24 protein-coding genes are annotated in these 21636 nt (G+C 37.4%); 12 read left to right on the top strand and 12 right to left on the bottom strand.

The annotated features are described in order from the left end of the window. Window positions 1-65: 65 nt before the first annotated feature. Window positions 66-782, top strand: coding sequence for a 5-formyltetrahydrofolate cyclo-ligase (locus AC4GZ8_RS16490; protein ID WP_491082984.1), 717 nt, complete (start codon window positions 66-68; stop codon window positions 780-782). Between the two features lie 39 nt (window positions 783-821). Further along, window positions 822-1913 carry a nitric oxide synthase oxygenase gene (locus AC4GZ8_RS16495; RefSeq protein ID WP_491082985.1) on the top strand — a complete coding sequence of 364 codons (1092 nt, stop codon included), beginning with the start codon at window positions 822-824 and terminating at the stop codon, window positions 1911-1913. A 58-nt stretch (window positions 1914-1971) separates the two neighbouring features. Here AC4GZ8_RS16495 and AC4GZ8_RS16500 read toward each other — a convergent pair whose 3' ends face one another. Together AC4GZ8_RS16500 and AC4GZ8_RS16505 are read right to left on the bottom strand one after the other, a co-directional pair. Beyond that, window positions 1972-2103: a YflJ family protein gene (locus tag AC4GZ8_RS16500; RefSeq protein ID WP_491082986.1), complete on the bottom strand. Its 132-nt coding sequence runs from the start codon at window positions 2101-2103 to the stop codon at window positions 1972-1974. 232 nt (window positions 2104-2335) lie between these two features. Continuing rightward, window positions 2336-3613 (bottom strand): MDR family MFS transporter, encoded by a 1278-nt coding sequence (locus tag AC4GZ8_RS16505; protein ID WP_491082987.1) that lies wholly within the window; start codon window positions 3611-3613, stop codon window positions 2336-2338. A 113-nt stretch (window positions 3614-3726) separates the two neighbouring features. Between AC4GZ8_RS16505 and AC4GZ8_RS16510 the strand changes: the two genes are divergently transcribed. From AC4GZ8_RS16510 to AC4GZ8_RS16520, 3 genes are all read left to right on the top strand, one after another. Further along, a complete protein-coding gene (locus AC4GZ8_RS16510; RefSeq protein ID WP_491082988.1) occupies window positions 3727-4098 on the top strand; it encodes a DnaJ family domain-containing protein in 372 nt (123 codons plus the stop codon). 268 nt (window positions 4099-4366) lie between these two features. Beyond that, window positions 4367-5017, top strand: coding sequence for a hypothetical protein (locus tag AC4GZ8_RS16515; RefSeq protein WP_491082989.1), 651 nt, complete (start codon window positions 4367-4369; stop codon window positions 5015-5017). Window positions 5018-5315: 298 nt separating this feature from the next. Beyond that, entirely contained in the window at window positions 5316-6251 is a 936-nt protein-coding gene (locus AC4GZ8_RS16520) for an alpha/beta hydrolase (protein WP_491082990.1), read from the top strand. A gap of 200 nt (window positions 6252-6451) precedes the next feature. Here AC4GZ8_RS16520 and AC4GZ8_RS16525 read toward each other — a convergent pair whose 3' ends face one another. The 7 genes from AC4GZ8_RS16525 to AC4GZ8_RS16555 form a co-directional block, all read right to left on the bottom strand. Further along, window positions 6452-7255 carry an ABC transporter ATP-binding protein gene (locus tag AC4GZ8_RS16525; RefSeq protein ID WP_491082991.1) on the bottom strand — a complete coding sequence of 268 codons (804 nt, stop codon included), beginning with the start codon at window positions 7253-7255 and terminating at the stop codon, window positions 6452-6454. Next, a complete protein-coding gene (locus AC4GZ8_RS16530; RefSeq protein ID WP_491082992.1) occupies window positions 7245-8252 on the bottom strand; it encodes an ABC transporter ATP-binding protein in 1008 nt (335 codons plus the stop codon). The genes AC4GZ8_RS16525 and AC4GZ8_RS16530 overlap by 11 nt, the downstream gene beginning before the upstream one ends. A gap of 5 nt (window positions 8253-8257) precedes the next feature. Then, window positions 8258-9094 (bottom strand): ABC transporter permease, encoded by an 837-nt coding sequence (locus AC4GZ8_RS16535; protein WP_491082993.1) that lies wholly within the window; start codon window positions 9092-9094, stop codon window positions 8258-8260. A 2-nt stretch (window positions 9095-9096) separates the two neighbouring features. Continuing rightward, complete coding sequence (locus AC4GZ8_RS16540) at window positions 9097-10107, bottom strand: ABC transporter permease (protein ID WP_491082994.1); 1011 nt, start codon at window positions 10105-10107, stop codon at window positions 9097-9099. Between the two features lie 96 nt (window positions 10108-10203). After that, the gene (locus AC4GZ8_RS16545) at window positions 10204-12018 is read right to left on the bottom strand and encodes an ABC transporter substrate-binding protein (RefSeq protein WP_491082995.1); all 1815 of its coding nucleotides are present in this window, start codon (window positions 12016-12018) and stop codon (window positions 10204-10206) included. A 495-nt stretch (window positions 12019-12513) separates the two neighbouring features. Next, entirely contained in the window at window positions 12514-12663 is a 150-nt protein-coding gene (locus tag AC4GZ8_RS16550) for a hypothetical protein (RefSeq protein WP_491082996.1), read from the bottom strand. A gap of 226 nt (window positions 12664-12889) precedes the next feature. Next, on the bottom strand, window positions 12890-13114 hold the full coding sequence (locus AC4GZ8_RS16555) for a DUF1128 domain-containing protein (protein ID WP_491082997.1): 225 nt from the start codon (window positions 13112-13114) through the stop codon (window positions 12890-12892). A gap of 181 nt (window positions 13115-13295) precedes the next feature. Here AC4GZ8_RS16555 and AC4GZ8_RS16560 point away from each other — a divergent pair, with 181 nt between their 5' ends. The 3 genes from AC4GZ8_RS16560 to AC4GZ8_RS16570 are packed head-to-tail and all read left to right on the top strand — an operon-like array spanning window position 13296 to window position 14944. Next, complete coding sequence (locus AC4GZ8_RS16560) at window positions 13296-13766, top strand: low molecular weight protein-tyrosine-phosphatase (RefSeq protein ID WP_491082998.1); 471 nt, start codon at window positions 13296-13298, stop codon at window positions 13764-13766. A gap of 16 nt (window positions 13767-13782) precedes the next feature. Continuing rightward, entirely contained in the window at window positions 13783-14109 is a 327-nt protein-coding gene (locus AC4GZ8_RS16565; protein ID WP_491082999.1) for a YtxH domain-containing protein, read from the top strand. Between the two features lie 16 nt (window positions 14110-14125). Next, window positions 14126-14944, top strand: a complete 819-nt coding sequence (locus AC4GZ8_RS16570) for a YihY/virulence factor BrkB family protein (RefSeq protein ID WP_491083000.1) — start codon at window positions 14126-14128, stop codon at window positions 14942-14944. 501 nt (window positions 14945-15445) lie between these two features. Here AC4GZ8_RS16570 and AC4GZ8_RS16575 read toward each other — a convergent pair. Together AC4GZ8_RS16575 and AC4GZ8_RS16580 are read right to left on the bottom strand one after the other, a co-directional pair. After that, window positions 15446-15592, bottom strand: a complete 147-nt coding sequence (locus tag AC4GZ8_RS16575) for a BH0509 family protein (RefSeq protein ID WP_491083064.1) — start codon at window positions 15590-15592, stop codon at window positions 15446-15448. A gap of 356 nt (window positions 15593-15948) precedes the next feature. Further along, the gene (locus AC4GZ8_RS16580) at window positions 15949-17133 is read right to left on the bottom strand and encodes an MFS transporter (RefSeq protein WP_491083001.1); all 1185 of its coding nucleotides are present in this window, start codon (window positions 17131-17133) and stop codon (window positions 15949-15951) included. A 152-nt stretch (window positions 17134-17285) separates the two neighbouring features. Between AC4GZ8_RS16580 and AC4GZ8_RS16585 the strand changes: the two genes are divergently transcribed. The 4 genes from AC4GZ8_RS16585 to AC4GZ8_RS16600 all read left to right on the top strand — a co-directional run bounded on the left by AC4GZ8_RS16585 (window position 17286) and on the right by AC4GZ8_RS16600 (window position 20756). Continuing rightward, window positions 17286-17669 carry an OsmC family protein gene (locus tag AC4GZ8_RS16585; RefSeq protein ID WP_491083002.1) on the top strand — a complete coding sequence of 128 codons (384 nt, stop codon included), beginning with the start codon at window positions 17286-17288 and terminating at the stop codon, window positions 17667-17669. Between the two features lie 180 nt (window positions 17670-17849). Then, the gene (gene cax, locus AC4GZ8_RS16590; protein WP_491083003.1) at window positions 17850-18911 is read left to right on the top strand and encodes a calcium/proton exchanger; all 1062 of its coding nucleotides are present in this window, start codon (window positions 17850-17852) and stop codon (window positions 18909-18911) included. A 344-nt stretch (window positions 18912-19255) separates the two neighbouring features. Beyond that, window positions 19256-19861 carry a YczE/YyaS/YitT family protein gene (locus AC4GZ8_RS16595; protein WP_491083004.1) on the top strand — a complete coding sequence of 202 codons (606 nt, stop codon included), beginning with the start codon at window positions 19256-19258 and terminating at the stop codon, window positions 19859-19861. Between the two features lie 100 nt (window positions 19862-19961). Further along, complete coding sequence (locus AC4GZ8_RS16600) at window positions 19962-20756, top strand: YfkD family protein (protein ID WP_491083005.1); 795 nt, start codon at window positions 19962-19964, stop codon at window positions 20754-20756. A 25-nt stretch (window positions 20757-20781) separates the two neighbouring features. Here AC4GZ8_RS16600 and AC4GZ8_RS16605 read toward each other — a convergent pair whose 3' ends face one another. Further along, window positions 20782-21633 carry a mechanosensitive ion channel family protein gene (locus AC4GZ8_RS16605; RefSeq protein WP_491083006.1) on the bottom strand — a complete coding sequence of 284 codons (852 nt, stop codon included), beginning with the start codon at window positions 21631-21633 and terminating at the stop codon, window positions 20782-20784. Between the last annotated feature and the right edge of the window lie 3 nt (window positions 21634-21636).

The following is a 21636-nucleotide window of genomic DNA, read 5'->3' on the forward strand; positions in this document are numbered from 1 at the left end:
TTCACATTGTGATCATATGAAATGAATGGTTTATACTAGAGTTAACATAGAAAAGGAGTATCCAAATGAAAACGAAGGATGATATAAGACATAGGGTATGGAGTCAGCTCACAGAGGAGAAAAATGGCCGTTTTCCATTTCCGTTAGTGAATCGAATTCCCAATTTCAAGGGTGCTGAATTAGCAGCTGCACATATCGCTCAATTACCTATTTACAAAGAAGCAAAAGTTGTGAAAGTAAATCCAGATGCTCCACAGCTTCCGTTAAGAAGACAAATTCTTATAGATGGGAAAGTGTTACTTGTCCCAACTCCACGTCTAAAGGCAGGTTTTATAATGGTTAAGCCAGAATGGGTTCCTGCAGGAGAAGAAAGAAAAGCGGCAAGCTTAAGTCATATAAAATCATATGGTAAAGAAATACCGTTAACTGAAATCCCTCGTATTGACTTAATGGTTGTTGGTTCTGTTGCCATTCATCCTGATGGGAGAAGGCTCGGCAAAGGAGAAGGATATGCAGACCGGGAGTATGCAATTATACGAGAGCTTGGAAACCCGCCAGTTCCAATTGTGACTTCAATTCATAGTACACAATTAGTCAATGAAGATATTCCAAGAGATACATATGATTTAACAGTTGATTGGATTTCAACAGAAAAAGGGATAACCCAAACGAATTCACCGTATGAAAAACCTAGCGGGGTAGAATGGGAACATGTATCAGATGAAGAAATGGAAGAGATGCCTGTGTTAAAACAACTTTGGGAGCTTAAATATATAAAATAGAAGAAGTAGAATGCAAAAAGATCATAAGAGGTGACCAAATTGGTTACAAACACTGAACAACTAGAAGAAGAGGCGATAAAATTTCTAAACGCCGTTTATCATGAGCTCGGTAAATCAAATGATGAGCTAGAGTTGAGGATAAAAGATGTAAAAGAACAGATAGCTGAAGCAGGCTATTATGAACATACATTTGAAGAGCTCGAACATGGTGCGAAAATGGCTTGGCGAAATAGCAATAAGTGTATTGGAAGACTATTTTGGAATTCTTTGACCGTTTTTGATGAGCGAAAAGCAGATTCAGAAGAGGATGTATTCGAAGCTTTGCAGCACCATATCGCTTTTGCTGCAAACTCAGGTAAAATTAGACCGACAATTACGATCTTTAAGCCTTCATTGGGAAGAGACGAGTGTTTACGTATATGGAATCACCAGCTAATTCGTTATGCAGGTTATGAAGCAGAACATGGAGTTATCGGCGATCCAGCCTCTTTAGATTTTACAAAACAGTGTGAAAAGCTAGGGTGGAGAGGGGAAGGCACCCAATTTGATATTTTACCCTTAGTTATTCAACTAAATGGCCGTAGTCCTAAGTGGTTATCTTTATCAAAAAAGGATATTTTAGAAGTACCTATTATCCATCCGGATATAGAAGGGTTTGCAGATTTGCAAATTAAATGGTATGGAGTGCCGATTATTTCAGATATGATGTTGGAAATTGGCGGGATCATATACTCTGCAGCACCTTTTAATGGATGGTATATGGAGACAGAGATTGGTGCAAGAAATCTTGCGGATTCATTTCGTTACAACGTCTTACCAAAGGTAGCTTCACTGATGAATTTAGATACTAGAACACATGCAACACTTTGGAAAGATAGAGCATTAGTAGAATTAAATGTTGCTGTTTTATACTCATTTAAAACTGCAGGGGTTAGTATTGTCGATCACCATACAGCTGCACAACAATTCAAGTATTTTGAAAAAAATGAGCATGCCAACTGTAGACATCTTACTGGTGATTGGACATGGTTAATTCCACCTGTATCACCAGCGACGACCCATATCTTTCACAAAAGCTATGAAAACACGGTGGTAAAGCCAAATTACTTTTACCAGCATCGCCCTTATTAATAAAAGGATGACTCTAAGGAAATATAACCTGAGAGTCACCCTTAATTATTCTATTTAGTTACTTAGAATGCTTTTCTAGTAAGTTAGCTAGAAAATGCTTTTTATAGCTTTCGAGTTTTCTCTCTTCATGACGGCGAACGCCTAACTTCTTCAGTTCTTGTACATACCATCCCTTGCTTCCGTAATGCATTGAAATCACCCTTTCAGCTTATTTTTTAGAAGTAAAAACTTACTATATCCCTTTAAAACGGGACAAAAATAGCCTCTAATCCATAAGGAATAGAAGCTATTTTAAGTTTTGTGGTGCCATTGTAACATCTATAAAAAGCAGTGAAAAGGGGTGAATTTTTATGAATTTCTTAAAAGTGCTTCATGAAGGGGATGGAGAGAGAAAATTTTATTCTCATACTCTCTATTTCTTTCTAATTTGCTTCTGCCTGCTCTATCGATTTCGTTTGTGCCTTTTGAAACATGACATAATATAAAAAGCCGCTAAAAAATGCAAGTGCACCGAGGATGATGAATGTAACTTGATAGCCAAACCATAACGACATTGGTATAGCAATCGGTGCGATTGTTCTGCCAATTGTATAACGCAGGCTCGCTGCAGCGAAATATTGTCCCCGCATATGTTCTGGAGCAAGCTTTGACACAAATGTTTGTTGCATTCCTGCGGTCATGAGCTCTGCAAGAGTAAAGACAGCCATAGCCATGATAAATAACCATATAGACTCGGTAAATCCGAATACAATCATGGAAATGCCATATACAATTGAAGAGAGAATAAAGACATTTCGTTCTTTATATTTAGTCATCCACTTTGTGATGATAATGGTTAATAGTGCAACAAGTAAGCCGTTTTCAGATAAGATAATTCCAAAAACCTGCTCCCCATTTAGAGTTAATGACCAATTGCCAATTGAAAACAGCTCTTGCTGATGGATTGTTTCTGTAATATAAACAGGAAGAATCATGTCTAACTGCATAAAGGTAAGTGCAACGAGAACTCCAGCTATGATATAAAGTAAAAATGTTTTGTCACGAAAAATAATTTGATAATCCTGAACCTGGTTAACGATCGTGCTGTACCATTTAGCAGTTTGCTCATTCGTACTCGTTTTGTATGGAGGAGCTGTTTCTCTTGTTTGTTTTGCTAATAAAAGAGAAAGGAAGATACAGACCATCCCGGCTGCTAGTAATACCTCAAATGGATGTTCAGTATAGAAAATGGCCCCTAAAATTGGTCCAATGACAACAGCTATATTAATAGATGTATAGAAGACAGCAAAAACACTGCTTCGATGTTTTTCTTCCACAACATCAGCGACCATAGCCTGTGAAGCTGGCCAATAGAAGGCACCGAAAATTCCTGCAAAAGTAAAACAAATAAAACCTAATATCGGTAATTCAAGCCAAGGAGAATTAGAGAAAGCAAAAATAATGAAGGCTATTCCTTGACCAAATGATGCAAGAACCATCATTGTTTTTCTCCCGAACCGATCAGCGAAATATCCGCCCATTAAATTTGCAAGAACAGAGAACACTTGCGATATAATAAGAAAGAAACCAGCTTTTTCTTTGCCAAACTCGCCGGCAAAATAAATCGCTAAAAAAGGAAAGAACATCCAATAGGTGATGTTCATTAATGCTTCACCGAACAAACGTATTTTAAGGTTTGTATCCCAGTCTTTAATTCTCATGATTGAAAACCTCAATTCATCATTTCTACCGTACTCATCATACTCTTTCGGGACTCGAAATACAACGAGATTTTTAATATTTTACAAAAATAGTAAACAAGGAGTAGAAGCAAATGGATCTTTTTTCAATAATAGCCGAGGATAGGATAAAAAAAGCGATTGAAGAAGGTGAATTTGACAATCTTCCTGGTCAAGGAAAACCATTGAAATTGGATGATATGTCTCATATTCCAGAAGAGTTGCGGGTGGCATACAAAGTATTAAAAAATTCAAATATGCTTGATGATGTTGAAAAGCTAAAAAAAGACATCAGCTCAATCGATGATCTTCTTCTTGCATGTGATGATATAAAAGAAACCGAAGAGTTAAAACATAAAAAAAGAGAAAAACAAATCAAGATTGAAACGTTAATGAAAAAAAGAAATGCATTTAATTCTCCAGCTTCATCTTTTTATAAAGACAAGGTTTTGGATCGGTTTAAATAAGAGCATAGCTAAGTTATTTTAGTTCTTTGCATTCTATGAACAAAAAGTATTTAGGTTGATTGAAGCGAGCATCCTGTAGCTGCAATCAACCTTGCAAATACTTATTAATTAAGAACAAAGTATGTGAAACAGTCTTGGTGATAAAGCACTTTCTGAGTTTGAACAAAAAACAATATTTAGGTATTGAGGGCTATTTTCAAAAATAAGGTAATAATTTTTATGCAAAACGTGCAAAATGGACAGTACAAAAATAATGAGGAGGGCTAAAGTGAAAAAAACAATGTATGCTTTTATTCTTTTTGGCCTTATTCTAATGTCAGGCTGCCAAGCAATGAATGAAGAGCAACCGGAACAAGCAAAGGAAACAGAGGAAACAAATCCTGAAGAAGGATTGAATGAAGAAGTGCCTGAAAAATCTGAGGAAGAAATGGTACTTGAAGAGGCAAGTAAAGTAATTTCACTCTTAAAAGACAAGGATGCTGAAGAACTTGCAAACTATGTTCATGAAGATAAGGGTGTATTGTTTTCTCCATATGCTCATATTGAAGAAGATGCTGTAACCGTTAAGAAAGAAGAGGTAGTCGAAGTTTTTCAATCCCAGGAAAAAAAGACATGGGGGACGAGAGATGGAAGCGGGGAACCAATTGAGCTTACACCTCGTGAGTATTATTCTGAGTTTGTTTATGATGCTAAATACCATGAAGCAGATGAAGTGGTCCTAGACCCAACAGAACCAAGGGGAAATACTCTAAAAAATATAAAAGAGCTCTTCCCTGATGCACGTGTGGTTGAATATTATGTTAAAGGAACAGAGGAAAATGACAATATGGACTGGAAAGCATTAAACCTCGTGTTTGAAAAAGATCAGACAGGTGAGTGGAAGCTTGTCGCAGTTGTTCATGATCAATGGACAATTTAGAAAGAAAATATAGCTCTGGCGCTTTTTACGAGTGCCAAGGGCTTTTTGTATTGGCTCTTTATTAAATGATTGTTGTTTTTTATATGGGTTCTTTAAATAAAAATCAACCTTTCTCCTATACTAATTACATAACAACAATGTTTGCGAAAACAGTCTTTGTATTAAAGGGGAAGAGGACATTTAATTTATTCTACTATTTAGTTTGTACGGTGATGAACAAGGTGCTTGCGCTTTTCTATTCACAACTACCTGGGCTTTTTAATAATATATATAAAAGCCTAGAAGGGAAGAGAAGTTGATGTGGTATTGGATCATATTGATTGTACTTGGTTCCTTTTTGATGGTTTTAATCGGTCTTTATTTGATAAGCAAACTGCTTCTTTCGCCAAAAAGAGTACCTTATGAAAAAACGTTTAAGCTTGGCATTCAAAAAGGAGAAATCGATGATCAAGTCTTTCATGCGATGAAAAAGGAAGAGCTTTATATCCCATCATATTATGGCTACAAGCTCCATGGCATGCTGTTTCCTGTGGGCGATAGCAAGAAAGTGATGATCATTGCACATGGTATAAAATGGTCATTGTTTGGGAGCTTTAAATATGTTGAGATGTTTCAAAAAAGAGGCTTTAACGTCTTATTGTGTGATCATAGATTCCATGGATTAAGCGGTGGGAAATATACATCATATGGTTATTTTGAAAAAGATGATTTAAAGGCTTGGATTGATTACTTTTCAACTAGAATGGGTGAAGGTGTTTTCATCGGATTGTTAGGAGAATCTTTAGGAGCGGCATCTGCATTGGAAGCAAGTAAACGAGATCAGCGTGTGAAGTTTTGTATTGCAGATTGTGCCTTTAGTGACTTTCCATCATTGTTGCGATTAAGGCTGAAGCTGGATTTTAAACTTCGGTTTTATCCGATTATCGATTTGGTGAGCTTTATTATTAAGCTCAGGCACGGGTGGAGCTTTCCGGAGGTCTCTCCGATAAAAGGGTTAGAAAAAACAAAAACCCCTATTTTATTTATACATGGGAAAGAGGATGGCTTTATCCCTTTGCAAATGACATTAGATATGTTTAAGAGGAAAATGGGAAATAAGAAGCTGTACCTAGTTCCTCGTGCTGGTCATGCAGAAGCGTTCAATATTGATCCTAAAGGGTATGAAAAGAAGGTTATTGATTTTATCAAAGAAATCGAATCTGTGTATATTAGAGATAAAGCCAACTTGTGTTAAGTTGGCTAGTGTGTAGACAAAGTAAAATTGCTAGCCTTCAGACTGATTGCTAACGCTTGCCTTTCGAGGCACGAAGCCTTGAGAGGAGCGGAGTTACCGTGGGTGGTAATGAGCACCGCAGCAAGGTGAGTAACGAAGAAAGCGAGCGTTTGTCAACAGTCTGAGCCAACTTGTGTTAAGTTGGCTTTCAAATCGTTTCCCTACCCCAGGTTCCACTCCTCATGGAGCTTTGGTACATCTGAGATAAGCTGTTGAGTATATGGATGCTGCGGGTTTATTAGAACTTGGTCAGCATTCCCTTGTTCAACAATTTTTCCTTTTTCCATGATGTAAAGGGTGTCGCTTACATAATAGGCTAATCCCACATCATGTGTAATAAATATAATGGTCATATCATTTTCATCTCTTAGCTTTAGTAACATATCTAATATGGTGGAGCGAGAGCAGGCATCAACCATGGACGTTGGCTCATCAGCTAGGAGTACCTTTGGATGAAGGAGAAATATTCTTGCAATCATTAGCCGCTGCATTTGTCCGCCCGATAGTTCAAATGGATACTTATTATACAATTCCTCGAACTTAAGGTTTACAAATGTACAAGCTTCTTTCATTTTTTCGAACCGTTCTTCTTTTGAGAGTTTTAGCCCTTGCAGATCGATACAGTCATTTAACAGCTTTTCTACCTTGTGAAACAAGTTGAAGGATGAAAACGGGTCTTGGAAAATCGCTTGGATATCTTGCCAATAAGCTTTCCTGTCACGATGGCTTTTTAGTTTGCGAGGCTTGCCTTTGTATTCAATTTCTCCGCTTGTTTCTTTTAAAAGCCCCATAACAATTTTGGCAAGTGTTGTTTTACCGCTTCCGCTTTCTCCAACAATCGAAATGATCTCACCACGGTGGAAGGCAAAGTTGACATGATCAACGGCAGTATTTTTGTTTTTACCATAACCAAAAACCTTGGTAATATTTTTGCCGCTAATTAAAATCTCCTGCTCATGCTTCATTTGCATACCACTCCTTTAGTGTGTCACTGTCAACCCGACATCGGTATAAACGGTCACCTATGTGTTTGGTCGTCACCTTGCCGCTCTTACATTCGTCTGTCGTGTAAGTACATCTGTCAGCAAATCGGCAGCCTTGTATTTTCTTTTTTAAATTTGGCGGTGCACCAGGAATCGCTGCCAGCTTATGGTCCTTCATACCGGTCTCAGGAACAATGATAGATCCCATCAATTTTTTTGTGTAAGGATGAATCGGGTTGAAGATGACTTCATCTGCTTTTCCTCTCTCTACTATTTCACCTGCATACATAACCATTATTTCATCTGTCACATGGTATAGTAATGGCAGCTCATGAGTAATGAAGATTAATGAGCGGATGAACTTTTTATCTAGTAAGTCTTTTAAAAGCTTTATAACAACTTTTTGTGATGTAACATCAAGAGCGGATGTTGGTTCATCGGCAATCAGAACCTTAGGGTTTAAAATTGTTGAGATAGCAATAACCGTTCTTTGCTTCATACCGCCGGATAACTCGTTAGGATATGAATTTAAAACCTTAGAAGACAGGTTTAATGTTTCAAACCTTTGAGCAGCCATTTCATAAACTTGCTTTTTTGTTAGTTCAGGACGGTGTTCTTTCATAATATCTTCGATAAATTGAATGATTTTAATCGTTGGATTCAGAGCATTCATTGCAGCCTGTGGAATATAGGCGATTTCTCTACCTAGCACTTGCTTTCTAAGCTTTTCTTTTTCTAGTTTCATAATATCCACATCATTAATTGAAATGGATCCGCTGCCGAAATGGAGCGGAGGAAAATAGAATCCCATTAAGCTTAGAGCCAATGTAGATTTACCACACCCTGATTCACCGGCAATCCCGATCGTTTTGCCGTCTTCAAGATGAAAATCGACGCCATCAACAGCATATACTTTCTCTTTTAGTCTTGTTTTATAGTAGGTTTTTAGATCTTTTACTTCTAAAATATGTTTACTCATTTTTCTTAACTCCTTATCTTAGGATTGAAAATTTCATCCATACCAGTGTTCATAAGATAGAGGGAAAACGTGATGATCGCAATGGCAACAGCAGCAGGAATAAAAGCCCACCATGCACCAGAAACAGGAGCTTCAAATATTAAAGCCCAGTTCATAATAATTCCAAGAGAAATCGTGTTGTACGGCCCTAAACCAAGCATGGAAATGGAGGCTTCTGATAAAATCCCTGATGCTGTTTGCAGCACAAATGCCATAACAACGTAAGACATAATGTAAGGAAGAATCTCGAATAAAATGATTCTTGGTGTGCTATGTCCTGAAATTTTTGCGATATTCACATGGTCTCTGTTTCGGAGAGAAGAAGTTTGAGCTCTTACTGCACGAGCTGTCCAAGGCCAGCTTGTGATACCGATAACTATCGCAGTAATTAACGTACTTCTGGAATCAATGCTCACTGAGATTAAAATTAAGACGATGAAGGAAGGGATGACAATGAAAATATTTGTTACAGCTGTTAAAAAATCATCAACAATCCCTCCGATGTATCCTGCTGACAACCCAATGATTAACCCGATGATGGTTGCACTTAAACCGGCAACTAAACCTACAAAGATGGATGTTTTTATTCCGTAGACGAGCTCTAAAAACAAGTCTCTTCCAAAGTTGTCTGATCCCAATAATAATTCCGCACTCGGAGGCTGAAAGGCTAATGCCACCATTTCAGTAGGATCATTCGTATTGATTAACGGGTAAATCGTGACAAAAGCAAGCATTAATAGGAAGGTAATAGCACCAATTAAAAATTTAGGGGAGCGAATTAATATTTGAACAGAACTATTCATATTTATTCTTCCTCCATTTGTGTCGCTTTGATTCTCGGATCAACTAACCCATATATGATCTCAATGGTAAAGTTGGCTAAAAGAACGGAAATCGCAATGAGTAGGGTAGCACCTGAGATTAGTGGGTAATCTAGTTGTCGAATGGCTGTAAATAGCCATGTTCCAATACCAGGGTAACTAAAGACAATTTCTGTAATCAGCGATCCGCCTATCATCGTGCCAATTGATAAAGCAAGACCCGTAATTTGCGGAAGCATTGCATTTTTAAAAACATATCTAGCGATCGTAGAATCTTTTATGCCTAAAAGCTTGCTGTATAACACGTAATCTGTGTTTAATTCATAGATGGACATTTCTCTCATCCCGATAGCTTGACCACCAATTGTGACTAAAACAATGGAGATGAAGGGGAGAAAGTGATGACTGATGACTGATCCGATAAATTCAAAACTTAAATTTGGTGTCATTTGATAATTGTATCCACCTGAGGTAGGGAACCAATTAAGGGTTAACCCAAAGATATACAGCATAATGATCGCCAAAATAAAAAATGGAATGGAGTTAATAAATAAGAATGTAGGAAAAAGCACTTTATCGAATACACCTTTTTTATAAGCGGCAATAGCTCCAAGGGCATTTCCAATGATCCAGCCAACTAAGATGGCAGGCAGTTGCAGTGCCAATGTCCAAGGTACTGCTGAGGCAAGGATCGATGTAACTGGTGTTGGATAAAGTCCGAATGATGTTCCTAAATCACCTTTCATCAGATTACCCAAATAAATAAAAAATTGCTGCCAAAGTGGTTTATCAATTCCAAATTCCTCGGCAAAAGTATCATACACTTTTTTGATAGAATCGCTGTCTGTCATCCCCTGTGTCATTTGGCTGGCAATTACACTAACCGGATTGCCATCAATGAGTCTAGGCAAGAGAAAGTTTAGAGCCACTGCAACAAGCAAGGTCACTAAATACCACAGGGACTTTTTAAGGAAAAATTTCCGATAGGCATTCATGTAAGCTTCGCACCCCCATTAATATGGTTCAATTAAATGAAGGGAGGGGGGATAAATTTCCCCCTTACTACCTTCTTTGTCTAGTACAGTCAAAAGCTATTTATTTTTAATTTGATAGAGCTCTTTTATTCCCGCTCCATCTATTGAAATTTGCGGAGGGATATTGCTACCGTCGCCTTCTGTTGCAAAACCTTCCCAGACAGTTTCATTTACTGTATGGAAAACCCAAGGTCTATACATAAGCGGAATCGATGGAATGTCTTCTAAATAAATCTTTGTAAGCTCTGTGTACATAACTTTTAGTTCTTTTTCATCTGTTACAGTAGGGATTTGTTTAATTAACTCATCTGCTTTTTCGTTTTTATATCGTCCCCAGTTCCAGAATGCCATTTCACCAATTGGTGCAACACCTTCAGAGTACATGATCGTTCTTGCTCTGTTCCAAGGTTGGCTTGGGCTTACACCACCGGCAGGGGTATTCATGATAATATCGAATTTTCCTGTTTGTAAGTTATTGGTCCAAACAGGAGCTTCAGGGAAACTGGTTCTGATTTCAATCCCGATCGCTTTAGCATTTTGTGCGACAATTTCTAGTGCTGCATTCCAGTCTGACCAACCATATGGACATTCAATTTCCCAAGGCCCAAGTCTTACTCCATTGAGGACACGAATGCCGTCTGCACCTTTTTTCGCACCGATGCTGTCAAGCAATTCATTCGCAGCATCAATATCTGTTGTCCATTGGAGTGATTTTATCGCATCCTGATCAACATATTTGGTCTCAGAAGGAGTATCTAATGTAATCGATGGTTTCATTTCTCCGGAATATCCACTCATCGCTAATTCAGAAATCTTATTGTAATCAATAGCCATTGCAATCGCTCTTCTAACGTCAGGATTATCAAGCCCCTCTTTAGTCATGTTAAAGAAGATCGATGGCATGGATCCTGGTAAGTAGTAAGGTTTATCCTTTACGTATGTTTTTATAGGAGCTCCGTCTTCCCACATCTTCCAAACTTGAGGGATAAATTGTTGTGAAACATCCACTTCACCTTTACTAAAGGCAAGTGATCCTGCAGCATTATCTTTGTAAATAACGTGGCTAATATATTTAGGTGCTGGTAAGCCCCCGAATATGGATTGGCCCCAATAGTTGTCGTCTCTTATTAAAGTGATTTTTTGATTGTCAAATGTATGCATTTTATATGGCCCAGTTCCAACAGGATCAGGGTTGACTTCCTCACGAATTGCCGCGATATCATTGTTATGTGTTTTTTCGATCTCTTCCCAGACATGTTTAGGCATCATAGGTACTAGTTGAAGACTATCTAATACAGTGAGTCTATTAGGGTTATCTTGTTTTAAGCGAATGTTAACAGCGTGATCACCATCAGCCTCAACACTATCAATGGCTTCCCAAAAATTACTCCATGAAATCGGGTATTTATTTCCTAGCTCGTACGAATACACGACATCTTCAGAAGTAAAAGCTTCCCCGTCATTCCACTTTGCATCAGGATTTAGTTCAATATGAAGAGTCGTATCATCTGCCCATTCATAACTTTTACCAAGCAATGGTTCCAAAGCTCCATCAAGCATGTTGATCATAAATAAATTTTCATAAATTAGTGATCTTGAGTTTGCGTAATTAACAGGAAATGATGGATTCCCGCCTAATGGACTAAATGTTGAAGGTGGTCCCCATTGTACTCCATTAACATACAGTGTTTCGTTCCTTGGTGTTGATCCTTTGGATGAGTTTCCTTCAGCATCAGATCCTTCTTCTGTCCCTGGATTATTGGTTGTTGAATCACTGGTAGTTGGTGGCTTTACTTCATTGCTGCAGGCAGCAAGCAAAGCAATAATCATGAATAACCCAAAAATTACCCCTAAACCTCTTTTGAACCTCATTAGTAGTTCCCCCCTTGTCCAACTATCGGAAAGCGCTTTCAAAGATAAATATATTAAGCTTGTGAAAAACAAGAACTACTTTTTTAAAAAAAATAGTTCGATTAAGTTTTATAAGTTTAAAAATAAAGACTCTATTCTAAAGGTTTGTTGTTTTTTAAATAAGTTCTTAGAACAAAAAAATGTTTAGGTTGATTGGAGCGGAAGGTGCGGGACAGGTGAGATCCCGCAGGGGCTTGTGCCGAGGAAGCTCACCGCCCGCCCCACGGAAAGCGAGCATCCTGGAGCTCCAATCAACCCTTCGCAGGTACTTATTACATAGCAACAAAGTTTGGAAAACGTCAAAATAAAAGTTTAATCAAGCCATGTTCGGGTAATTACGGTATAGATCAAACATGAAGGGGTATGCAAAAGGCATTAAAGATATCAGTTAATTAAACGTTTGTTTAAATAAAAACAAGGCTGCCCCAAATTCGATGGGGACAGCCTCTTGTAAACCTACTTTTTTATTTCATCTTCTGAAGGCAATGGGTCAACGCGATAGGAGTCTTCTGTATTCACGGCACCTTTTAATGCATAAAGGACAAGTAAAATTGAGACGACGAGGAATCCAACTAAACTGAGTGTTGCCAACCACCAAGTTAACATAAAAAAATCCCCCTCCTTATTACATTCATATGTAAGTAAAGAGAGGGTAAGAATCATTTATTCAGACTGTTGACAAACGCTCGCTTTCTTCGTTACTCACCTTGCTGCGGTGCTCATTACCAACCCCGGTAACTCCGCTCCTCTCAAGGTTTCGTGCCTCGAAAGGCAAGCGTTAGCAATCAGTCTGAAGGGCTTGCAATTTTACTATGTCTACACACAGCAATCATTATCCTTTTCGGAGGTTGCCAAGCTCTTCAGCAATTGCCTGCATTTCATTTGGACTAAAAGAGTTACGCTTCATCACATGCTCATAAATATCTTTAAGCTCTTCATACATTTCTTCGTCAAAGTGAGAAGGTTTGATCGCTCCTAAATTCAAGACTCTAAGCTTTTCTTTAATTTGCTCAATCATATACTCAACATTTTCAACCGATTTTTCAGTGAGGTTCATGACCTTCATCCTTTCTCAAGCTAATTACTGTATATTGTAACATGAAAAGATATCAAGCATTCAAAAACTTCATGATGTCCTTGAACATATTAAAAGGATGTTTCTAATGAGGAAAACGTATAGGAAACATATTATAATTTAGTTTATACGAGAAAATATGAATAACATGCAGGAGGACATCATGGTTAAAATATTATTTATATGTTTAGGAAATATCTGTCGTTCACCAATGGCTGAGGCAGTGATGAGAGATTTAGTTAAAAAAGAAGGCTTAGAAGAGGTAATATCGATTGACTCTGCCGGCACAGGAAATTGGCATGTCGGAAAGCCTCCTCATGAGGGGACGCGTCGCATTTTAGATCGTTATAACATATCTTATAAAGGTCAAAAGGCAAGACAGGTAACAGCAGATGATCTATCTCAATATGACTATTTAATCGGCATGGATTCTGAAAATGTAGGGAATATTAGACGTTTAGCCGGTTATAAAAAAGTGGGTTCGATCCAAAGACTCCTTGACTACCTAGAAGACTCTCCAATTGCTGATGTACCTGATCCTTATTACACAGGAAACTTTGATGAGGTTTATGAAATGGTTAGTAAAAGCTGTGTGAATTTATTAAATGAGATCAAGCAAATACATAAACTTTAATAGGGGGACATGTTTTATGGCAAATAGCAATAAACTAGTAAGAGGAATGTTGGTGGGAGCTTTAGTTGGGGCAGTTATTTCTTTACTGGATAAACGCACTAGAGATGATGTAATCGAAACAGGCAGGAATGTATCGTCAAAAATGAAAGAGTATGTTGAAGATCCAGCGGTCCTAACAAATGATGTAAAAGAAAAAATTGATAATGTCAAAGATACGATTCAAGAGGTATCAGAAGATATTTCGTTTATAAACGGGAAGGTGAAGGAGTTAAGGGAAACAACTCCACAAGTGATAAGTTTAATCCAAGAGACAAAGGAGCGCTTCATTCCAAAAAGAGAGTAATCGTGAGGTGAATGAGTTGAAAAAGAGTTCTTTTTTTAAAGAATTAATAACAAGGTTTGCAAGTGATGAAGTGCCTGGGTTGTCTGCACAATTATCGTATTTTTTTCTTTTATCTCTTTTTCCATTCCTTATATTTTTAATCACGCTAATAGGGTATCTTCCTATTTCCCAAGAGGAGGTCCTCAATACAATTGAAGAGTTCGCTCCCGGAGAATCTATGCAGCTGATTAATAATACATTAAACCAAATATTGAATGAGAGAAATGGAAAATTGCTTTCATTCGGTATTATAGCAACCCTATGGTCTGCTTCAAATGGCATAAATGCAATTGTTCGCGCCTTTAATAAAGCATATGATGTAAACGAAAGTCGTTCTTTTTTTGTTGCTAGGGGAATGGCTATCCTAATGACAGTTGCGATGGTTTTTGTCATTATCGTGGCGCTGTTACTGCCTGTGTTCGGAAAGGAAATTGGTGTATTTATTTTTTCTAACTTTGGATTTTCAGCAGAGTTTTTAACGGTGTGGAATACCCTTAGATGGCTTGTTAGCGGGGTCATCCTCTTCATTGTGTTTACAGCCCTTTACTTTGTTGCACCTAACAAACGTCTACATATCAAAGATGGACTACCTGGTGCATTTGCGGCAACACTAGGCTGGATGGGCGTATCATTAGCGTTTTCCTATTATGTAGGAAACTTTGCAAATTACAGTGCAACATACGGAAGCATTGGCGGTATCATTGTTCTCATGATTTGGTTCTATCTTACGGGGATGATCATTATTTTAGGCGGAGAATTAAATGCACTGTTATATAAAAGAAAACGAATGAGATGATTTGTTACCAATTGTTTTTATTCATAGTAAAACCCTTCTGTGGAATAGTAAGAAAGAAGACATATTGTCTTTACTTTTCAAAAAAGGCGGGGATCATCATGACAAAACATACAAAAAAGGGCGGAAGCCATAATAAACAAAATTCAAACCAAAAACCAAAACATAAAACAAGTGGTAGTGCTAACGGACAAAACGGCTATCATTAAGTAAAAAAACTGACTAGATTATCCAAATCTAGTCAGTTTTTTTCGTTTTTAACAGATAAGAAAGTATAAAATTTTGTACTTAGTTTTAGTAGTAGCTCCGAAGCACAGGACGTGCAAGTGCAGTCGTTGCAACCGGATGTTACGGTTTTAGACTGCCAGCGCCTATCGCCTATCAAACATCAGATATCTCCCTACGATAAGTCAACATCGGTTCGCTTCGCTTACCTTGTTTCCTAAATCTTTAGTCGATGCTCCTCCATTTTGTACGGCGATGATCAAGGCGCTTGCGCTTTTCTTATTCAGCATATTCGATTAAGTCGTTGTAAATGCTGCTATAAATATGTTCTATATCAGCATCTGTCATATAAAGAAATGTGTTCTTATCAATATCCCTAATTCTTTCAATAAACTCAATCATATTCTTTCGCTCTTGTCTGTTCATCATTTTCCCATCTCCCTTTATTGTTATGATACAGATTAAATTACTTAATTGTATTATATAACAGTTGAGGAAAAATGTTCAATTGTTTTTTTTGTGGAAATCTGTTTTTTCAAAATTTATTGCTATTTAACAAGTAATGTGCGGGTTGATTTCTGCTCCAGGATGCTCATCTTAAGTGGGGCTGGCGGTGAGCCTCCTCGCCGCCAGCGCCTGTGGGGTCTCACCTGTCCCGCTACTCCCACAGGAGTCTCGCACCATCCGCTCCAATCAACCTATATAGTTTTATCAAAGAACCTATATGAAAAAACAATCTTTTAGTAAAGAGCCTATAAAAAACTGACATGGAAAACCCCGTGTCAGCTAGATATATTTTGAGAAGATGTGTTAGGTATGTTGTATGGTTTAGAAAATGTCACGGCAATAAAGATGAAAAGAAGCATCGTGCTAATAATCATAAAATAGCTAATATTATTTATATGCTCAATGAATAGTCCACCAAAATAAGGACCAGCAAGGCTTCCGACACTAAAGGCAATTCCGCATAATAAATTCCCGGTTGGAAGTAGATTTTTGGGCATCAGATCTGTCATATAACTGATTCCTAACGAAAATGTTGACCCAACAACCATGCCGGAAATAAACAAGCAGATCGTAAGGGCAACGAAAGAGCCCTCTAAAAAGCTGGCTGCCGTAAAACTGACAAAGCCAATCAACAAGATGGACATTAAGATATTCCGTCTTCCTAGCTTGTCACTAAGAATCCCGAGTGGGAGTTGGAATGTAATCGCACCTATTGCAAAAGCAAATAAGAGGACAGAAATATTTGACACCTCAAGTCCTATTCTTAACCCGTAAACAGGAAAGCTTCCATTAAGGGAGGATTCTAAAAACCCGTAGCCCAAAGGTGGTAAAAAAGCTACCCACGCATATTTGCAAGCATTCTTAAATCTTTTTAATGTTTCTTTCATCGTATTCACTTCAATCGTTTGTTCCGGGTAGTCATTTTTTAATAAAAAGAGTAATAACCAACCGATAAAACAAAGGACCGATGAAATGATGAACGGAAGTGCTTCATTAATGGTAACTAATGGTGCAAGAAGAGGTCCTACTGCAAAACCAACGCCAAAGAAAAGACCATAAAGTGAAATATTCCGTCCCCGTTTATCCTCAGAGGAAAAAGATGTAATCCATGTTTGCGTACCAAAATGCAAAGCATGGTCACCAATCCCAATAAGTAACCGGAGAAAGAACCAAAACCAAAATGATTTCCATAAAGGAAACAGTGCAAGAGAAAAGGCAACAATGAGTCCGCCTAAAATAATAATAGGCTTGTAACCAAACCGTTTTAATGGATATTCCATAAAAGGTGATACTAATAAAATTCCGATATAAAGGGCTGTGGCATTTAAGCCGTTCAGGTCAGATGACAGTCCTGTATTTTCAAAAATAACTGCTATAAGTGGTAAAAGCATACCTTGGCTAAAACCAGATATACCGACAATTGAAACTAAAATCCAAAATCTTAATCGTTGAGTATTCATTCGCAACCCTCAATTTCGTTATAACCAAAATAGTCAAATGCCAGTAATACTTTATACTGAAATAGGAAATTTAACAAGAGACCAACCATTCAATTTACTTTAATGAATAACCGTTTTCATATACAATAACCTAAAAAGCTGAGGTGATCATAATGGAATTTAAAATGAAAAAAGAAGAAGGATTTATAACAACTACTGAGTTTGGCGAGCTTCACGTAGCAGGTGATGAAAAGTATGGCTATCGACCGTACCAACTCATGGTCGCATCTATTGCTGTTTGTAGCGGCGGTGTTTTAAGAAAGATTTTAGCAAAAAAGAGAATGGAAATAGAGGATATCTCGATTTCCACAAATGTGGAAAGGAATGAAGCGAAGGCAAATAGAATTGAAAAAATACATATCCACTATAAAATCAAAGGTCAAAATTTAAATGAAAATAAAATCCACCAATCCATTTTATTAGCAAGCAAAAATTGTCCGATGGCTCAATCTGTTATTGGAAGTATTGAAATAGAAGAGACGTTCGAATTGATCTAAGTTTATTGGACAGTCCAGATAGAGTTTTGCTTCAACCATTTCTCTGTATAACTAGCCAACAAGAAGGGGATTCCATTTGGGGAGTTTATAGGGATAACATTCCATTTTATGTAAAAACTATCTATAATAAAAGGAGTGCTTTTTAAACTTCATAAACTGAATGAGGAATGGTGAGGTTGTATGGTTAATCGTATTTTCACGATCTTTGTTTTGCTTGGCGTCCCACTATCAATAATAGGAAGTCTTATGCATTGGCCATCAGTTCTAATGTTTGTGGTGTATTGCTTAACGATCATTGCACTAGCAGGATTTATGGGCAGAGCAACGGAAAGCTTGGCGATTGTAGCTGGTCCCAGAATAGGCGGTTTGTTGAATGCGACATTCGGAAATGCAGTTGAGCTCATTATCTCAATTTTTGCTTTGAAAGCAGGGCTCGTGGGTGTTGTATTAGCATCGCTAACAGGTTCTGTTTTGGGAAACTTACTTCTTGTTGCAGGTTTGAGCTTTTTTGTTGGCGGACTGAAATTTAAGCGTCAGGAATTTAATATTTACGATGCAAGACACAATTCAGGCTTATTAATCTTTGCTGTCATTGTTGCCTTTGTCATTCCTGAGGTTTTTGCAACAGATATGGGTCCTGCCAACACCATTTCTTTAAGTATTGGAATTTCAATTATCTTAATTATTCTATATTTAGCGGCATTATTCTTTAAGTTAGTCACACATCGAGGAGTCTATCAGCATAAAACCGATGTGGTGGAGGAACATGAAGAGCCTGAGTGGAAAAAAGGAAAAGCCTTAGCTATTTTATTACTTTCAACTATAGCAGTAGCTTATGTTTCCGAGAATTTAGTTCATACCTTTGAGACGGTTGGAGAAAGGTTTGGCTGGTCTGAATTATTTATCGGTGTAATTATCGTAGCGATTGTCGGGAATGCTGCAGAACATGCATCAGCCATTATTATGGCTTATAAAAACAAAATGAACATTGCTGTAGAAATTGCGGTTGGTTCTACCTTACAGGTTGCTATGTTTGTTGCACCGCTGCTGGTTTTGATCTCACTTTTCTTTACCGAAAAAATGCCGCTCGTTTTCACATTGCCTGAGTTAATTTCAATGGCTACTGCTGTTCTGTTAACGATTTCGATTACAAATGATGGAGATACAAACTGGTTTGAAGGGGCAACCTTACTAGCTGCTTATATTATTATGGGAATCGGGTTTTATCTGCTCCCAGGGTGAATAATCTGAAAGAATAAAAAAAGGGACTCTGTGTATGGAATACACAGAGTCCTATAGTTTGTGTAGGACGAAACAGATAACTAGAGAAATTGGTAACGCTTGCAAAAAGATCCGAAAATTAAATGGACACTTTTCGTATGCATTCATGATACTACATTTGTGCTGATTTGTAAATCTTCTGTTTATTTATTTTTTAAATTGTTTTAAAGTTAAGGTTGTCCTCATATTTTAAAAGGTAAGAAAGTATAAAAGTTTTTACTTAGTTTTAGTGTCTAGCTCCAGGCGCCGACAGACGGGTGCCTTGCGCTTTTCTTATAGCATCTCGTTAGGAAAGGAACAAAAGAATGAAAATTAGAGTCATTTTTTATTTAATAGGTTTGTTTTTTATGGGACTGGGTGTAACGTTAACAATAAAAGCAAATTTAGGAGCAGGAGCATGGGATGCACTGAATGTAGGTCTATCTAATGCAATAGGGTTAACAGTAGGAAGCTGGGTTTTTATTATTGGTGTGCTATTGATCTTTATTAATGCATTTATTACGAATGGAAAACCAAAATTTTTAGCGGTTATTACCATTTTGCTAATCGGTTTTTTTGTGGACTTTTGGTTGTTGGTTGTTTTTAAAAACATGTATCTTGAGGGACGATTTGAACAAGTGATTTCATTGTTATTTGGTATCTTTTTTATCGCTCTTGGGGTTTCTATGTATTTGCAAACAAAGTTCCCCGCGAATCCTATTGATCAATTAATGATCTCCTTGCATGAAAGGTTTTCTCTTAATTTCATGGTTGCGAAAACAATAGGTGAAGTCGTTGCTTTATGCTTAGCATTTATTTTTCAAGGACCGATTGGGTTAGGTACGATCATAATTACATTTTTAATTGGACCGATTATTCAATTGTTCACAAAACCTGTTGCAGCACGCTATGACATGCTATTGAAGAGATAGATCCATTGCAATAACTTCCATTCTTAGATTCGGATTTTTTGGATAAACAGCAGAACACTTGAAAACAATAAGAATAAGCATGTTGAAGGGAGTAAAGACAATGAAAAAAAGATTGCTCGTTTCTTTAGTTTTGCTTTTATCTTTTAGTTTTTCAAGTGCTGTTTTAGCAGAAGGAAAAACCCAAAAACCAAAAATTCCTGGCTCTGTTATGGAAATATCAAAGGAAAACACGTATCCAAACCCGACTCAAGACTTACCATACCTGCAGCCGAGTGAATTGACTCAGCAGCTTATTGATACAGCTGAGGTTCCAATTGAAAACCCTGATTTAATACGCATTTTAAACGAATCAACGATTTCCGACGCACCACTAGCTTTTGGTTATCGGGCTACCATTTATTTGGGAGAATGGGCGTTAAATTATGAGTCAACTGAAACTGCGACAAATTGGGAGTATCAAAAAATAAATACAAATTACCAAGATAATCGTGGTGGAAAATCACCAACCCAATTGCATTATCGTCAAGAAGCACAAAAGTCTGTTAAAGGCGGTTTAACAGCAAAAGTTCCGGAAGCAGAGCATGTTAAGAAAATGATGCTGCTAAAAGCAATGAAGAAAACATATTTACCGCTGTCCTTTGAAACGATTATCGGAGCAGGGACGAAAAAAGATCAAGTATACAATGTTCCACCAAAGAAATTAGGCTATTTATATGCTTATGCACCAGCTGTAAATGAAAAAGGAAAAGTTACGTACGGTGAAGTCTACTTGGTATTAAAAGGGAATAAGAGAAGTATTGTCGTGAAGAACATCACTTCACAAGGAATTGGTGCGTGGATTCCACTGCAAGACCATGCTTCATTTGGATTTGTAACATCTGATCAACCAAGGTAATGGGATGAAAAAAGAGCTTTCCAATTTATGAATTGGAAAGCTCTTTTTCGTTTTTATTCACGAGGATTCGTTCCTCAGCAAGATGAATCTTAGCCTCGAATAGAGCTTTTGCAATAATTCTTCGCGCTCCTTTTGCTGTGCTCCAATAATATTGGTCATCAACCAGGCCGATAACAGTATACTCATAGCCGCGGAATTGACCGTTAAGGGATGTAATACCGAATACTTGAAAGGACTCAATGATTTCGTTTTGAAAATCTCTTTTTAAACAAGACTCAAATTCCTGATTGATTTTTTCACACGCCTGCTCAAGAACTGTCCAAACAGTGTCCGGATCCTCCCGATAGCTAATAACGACGCGCTCTATCACTCGCATCCGATCAATGTTATAGTTTTGAATCTGTTTTATTTCGCCGTTGCTGATGGTTAAAAGCTTTCCGCTCCATTCACGAATCTTTAATGACCTGAGGCCGATTTCTTCAACCGTCCCATGAAACGTATTATTTAACGTAATAAAATCACCTTGATGAAGTTGTTTTTCATAGATAATGAACATACCGGCAAGAATGTCTTTAATCAGACTTTGAGCACCAAAGCCAATAATAACTCCAGCTACACCGGCTCCAGCTAGGATAGAGCCAAAATTATCAACAAATTGAGAAAGAAGATACAAAATAAAACTGATTGTGGCTGTATACTTTGTTAATGAACGGATCAAACTTTCAATTGTTTTTTCTTTTCGTTCTTCAATAAAATTCGTCTTCTTAAAAAATTTACCAACGATAAAATTAATCACAATAACACTGATGACTAAAACTGCTGCAACAAGGATAATGTCAAAAACCTTTAATTGCGTAAATTCCCTTAATTGATCCATATT

Source organism: Metabacillus sp. RB-C-LZQ-3-1, from assembly GCF_058315175.1.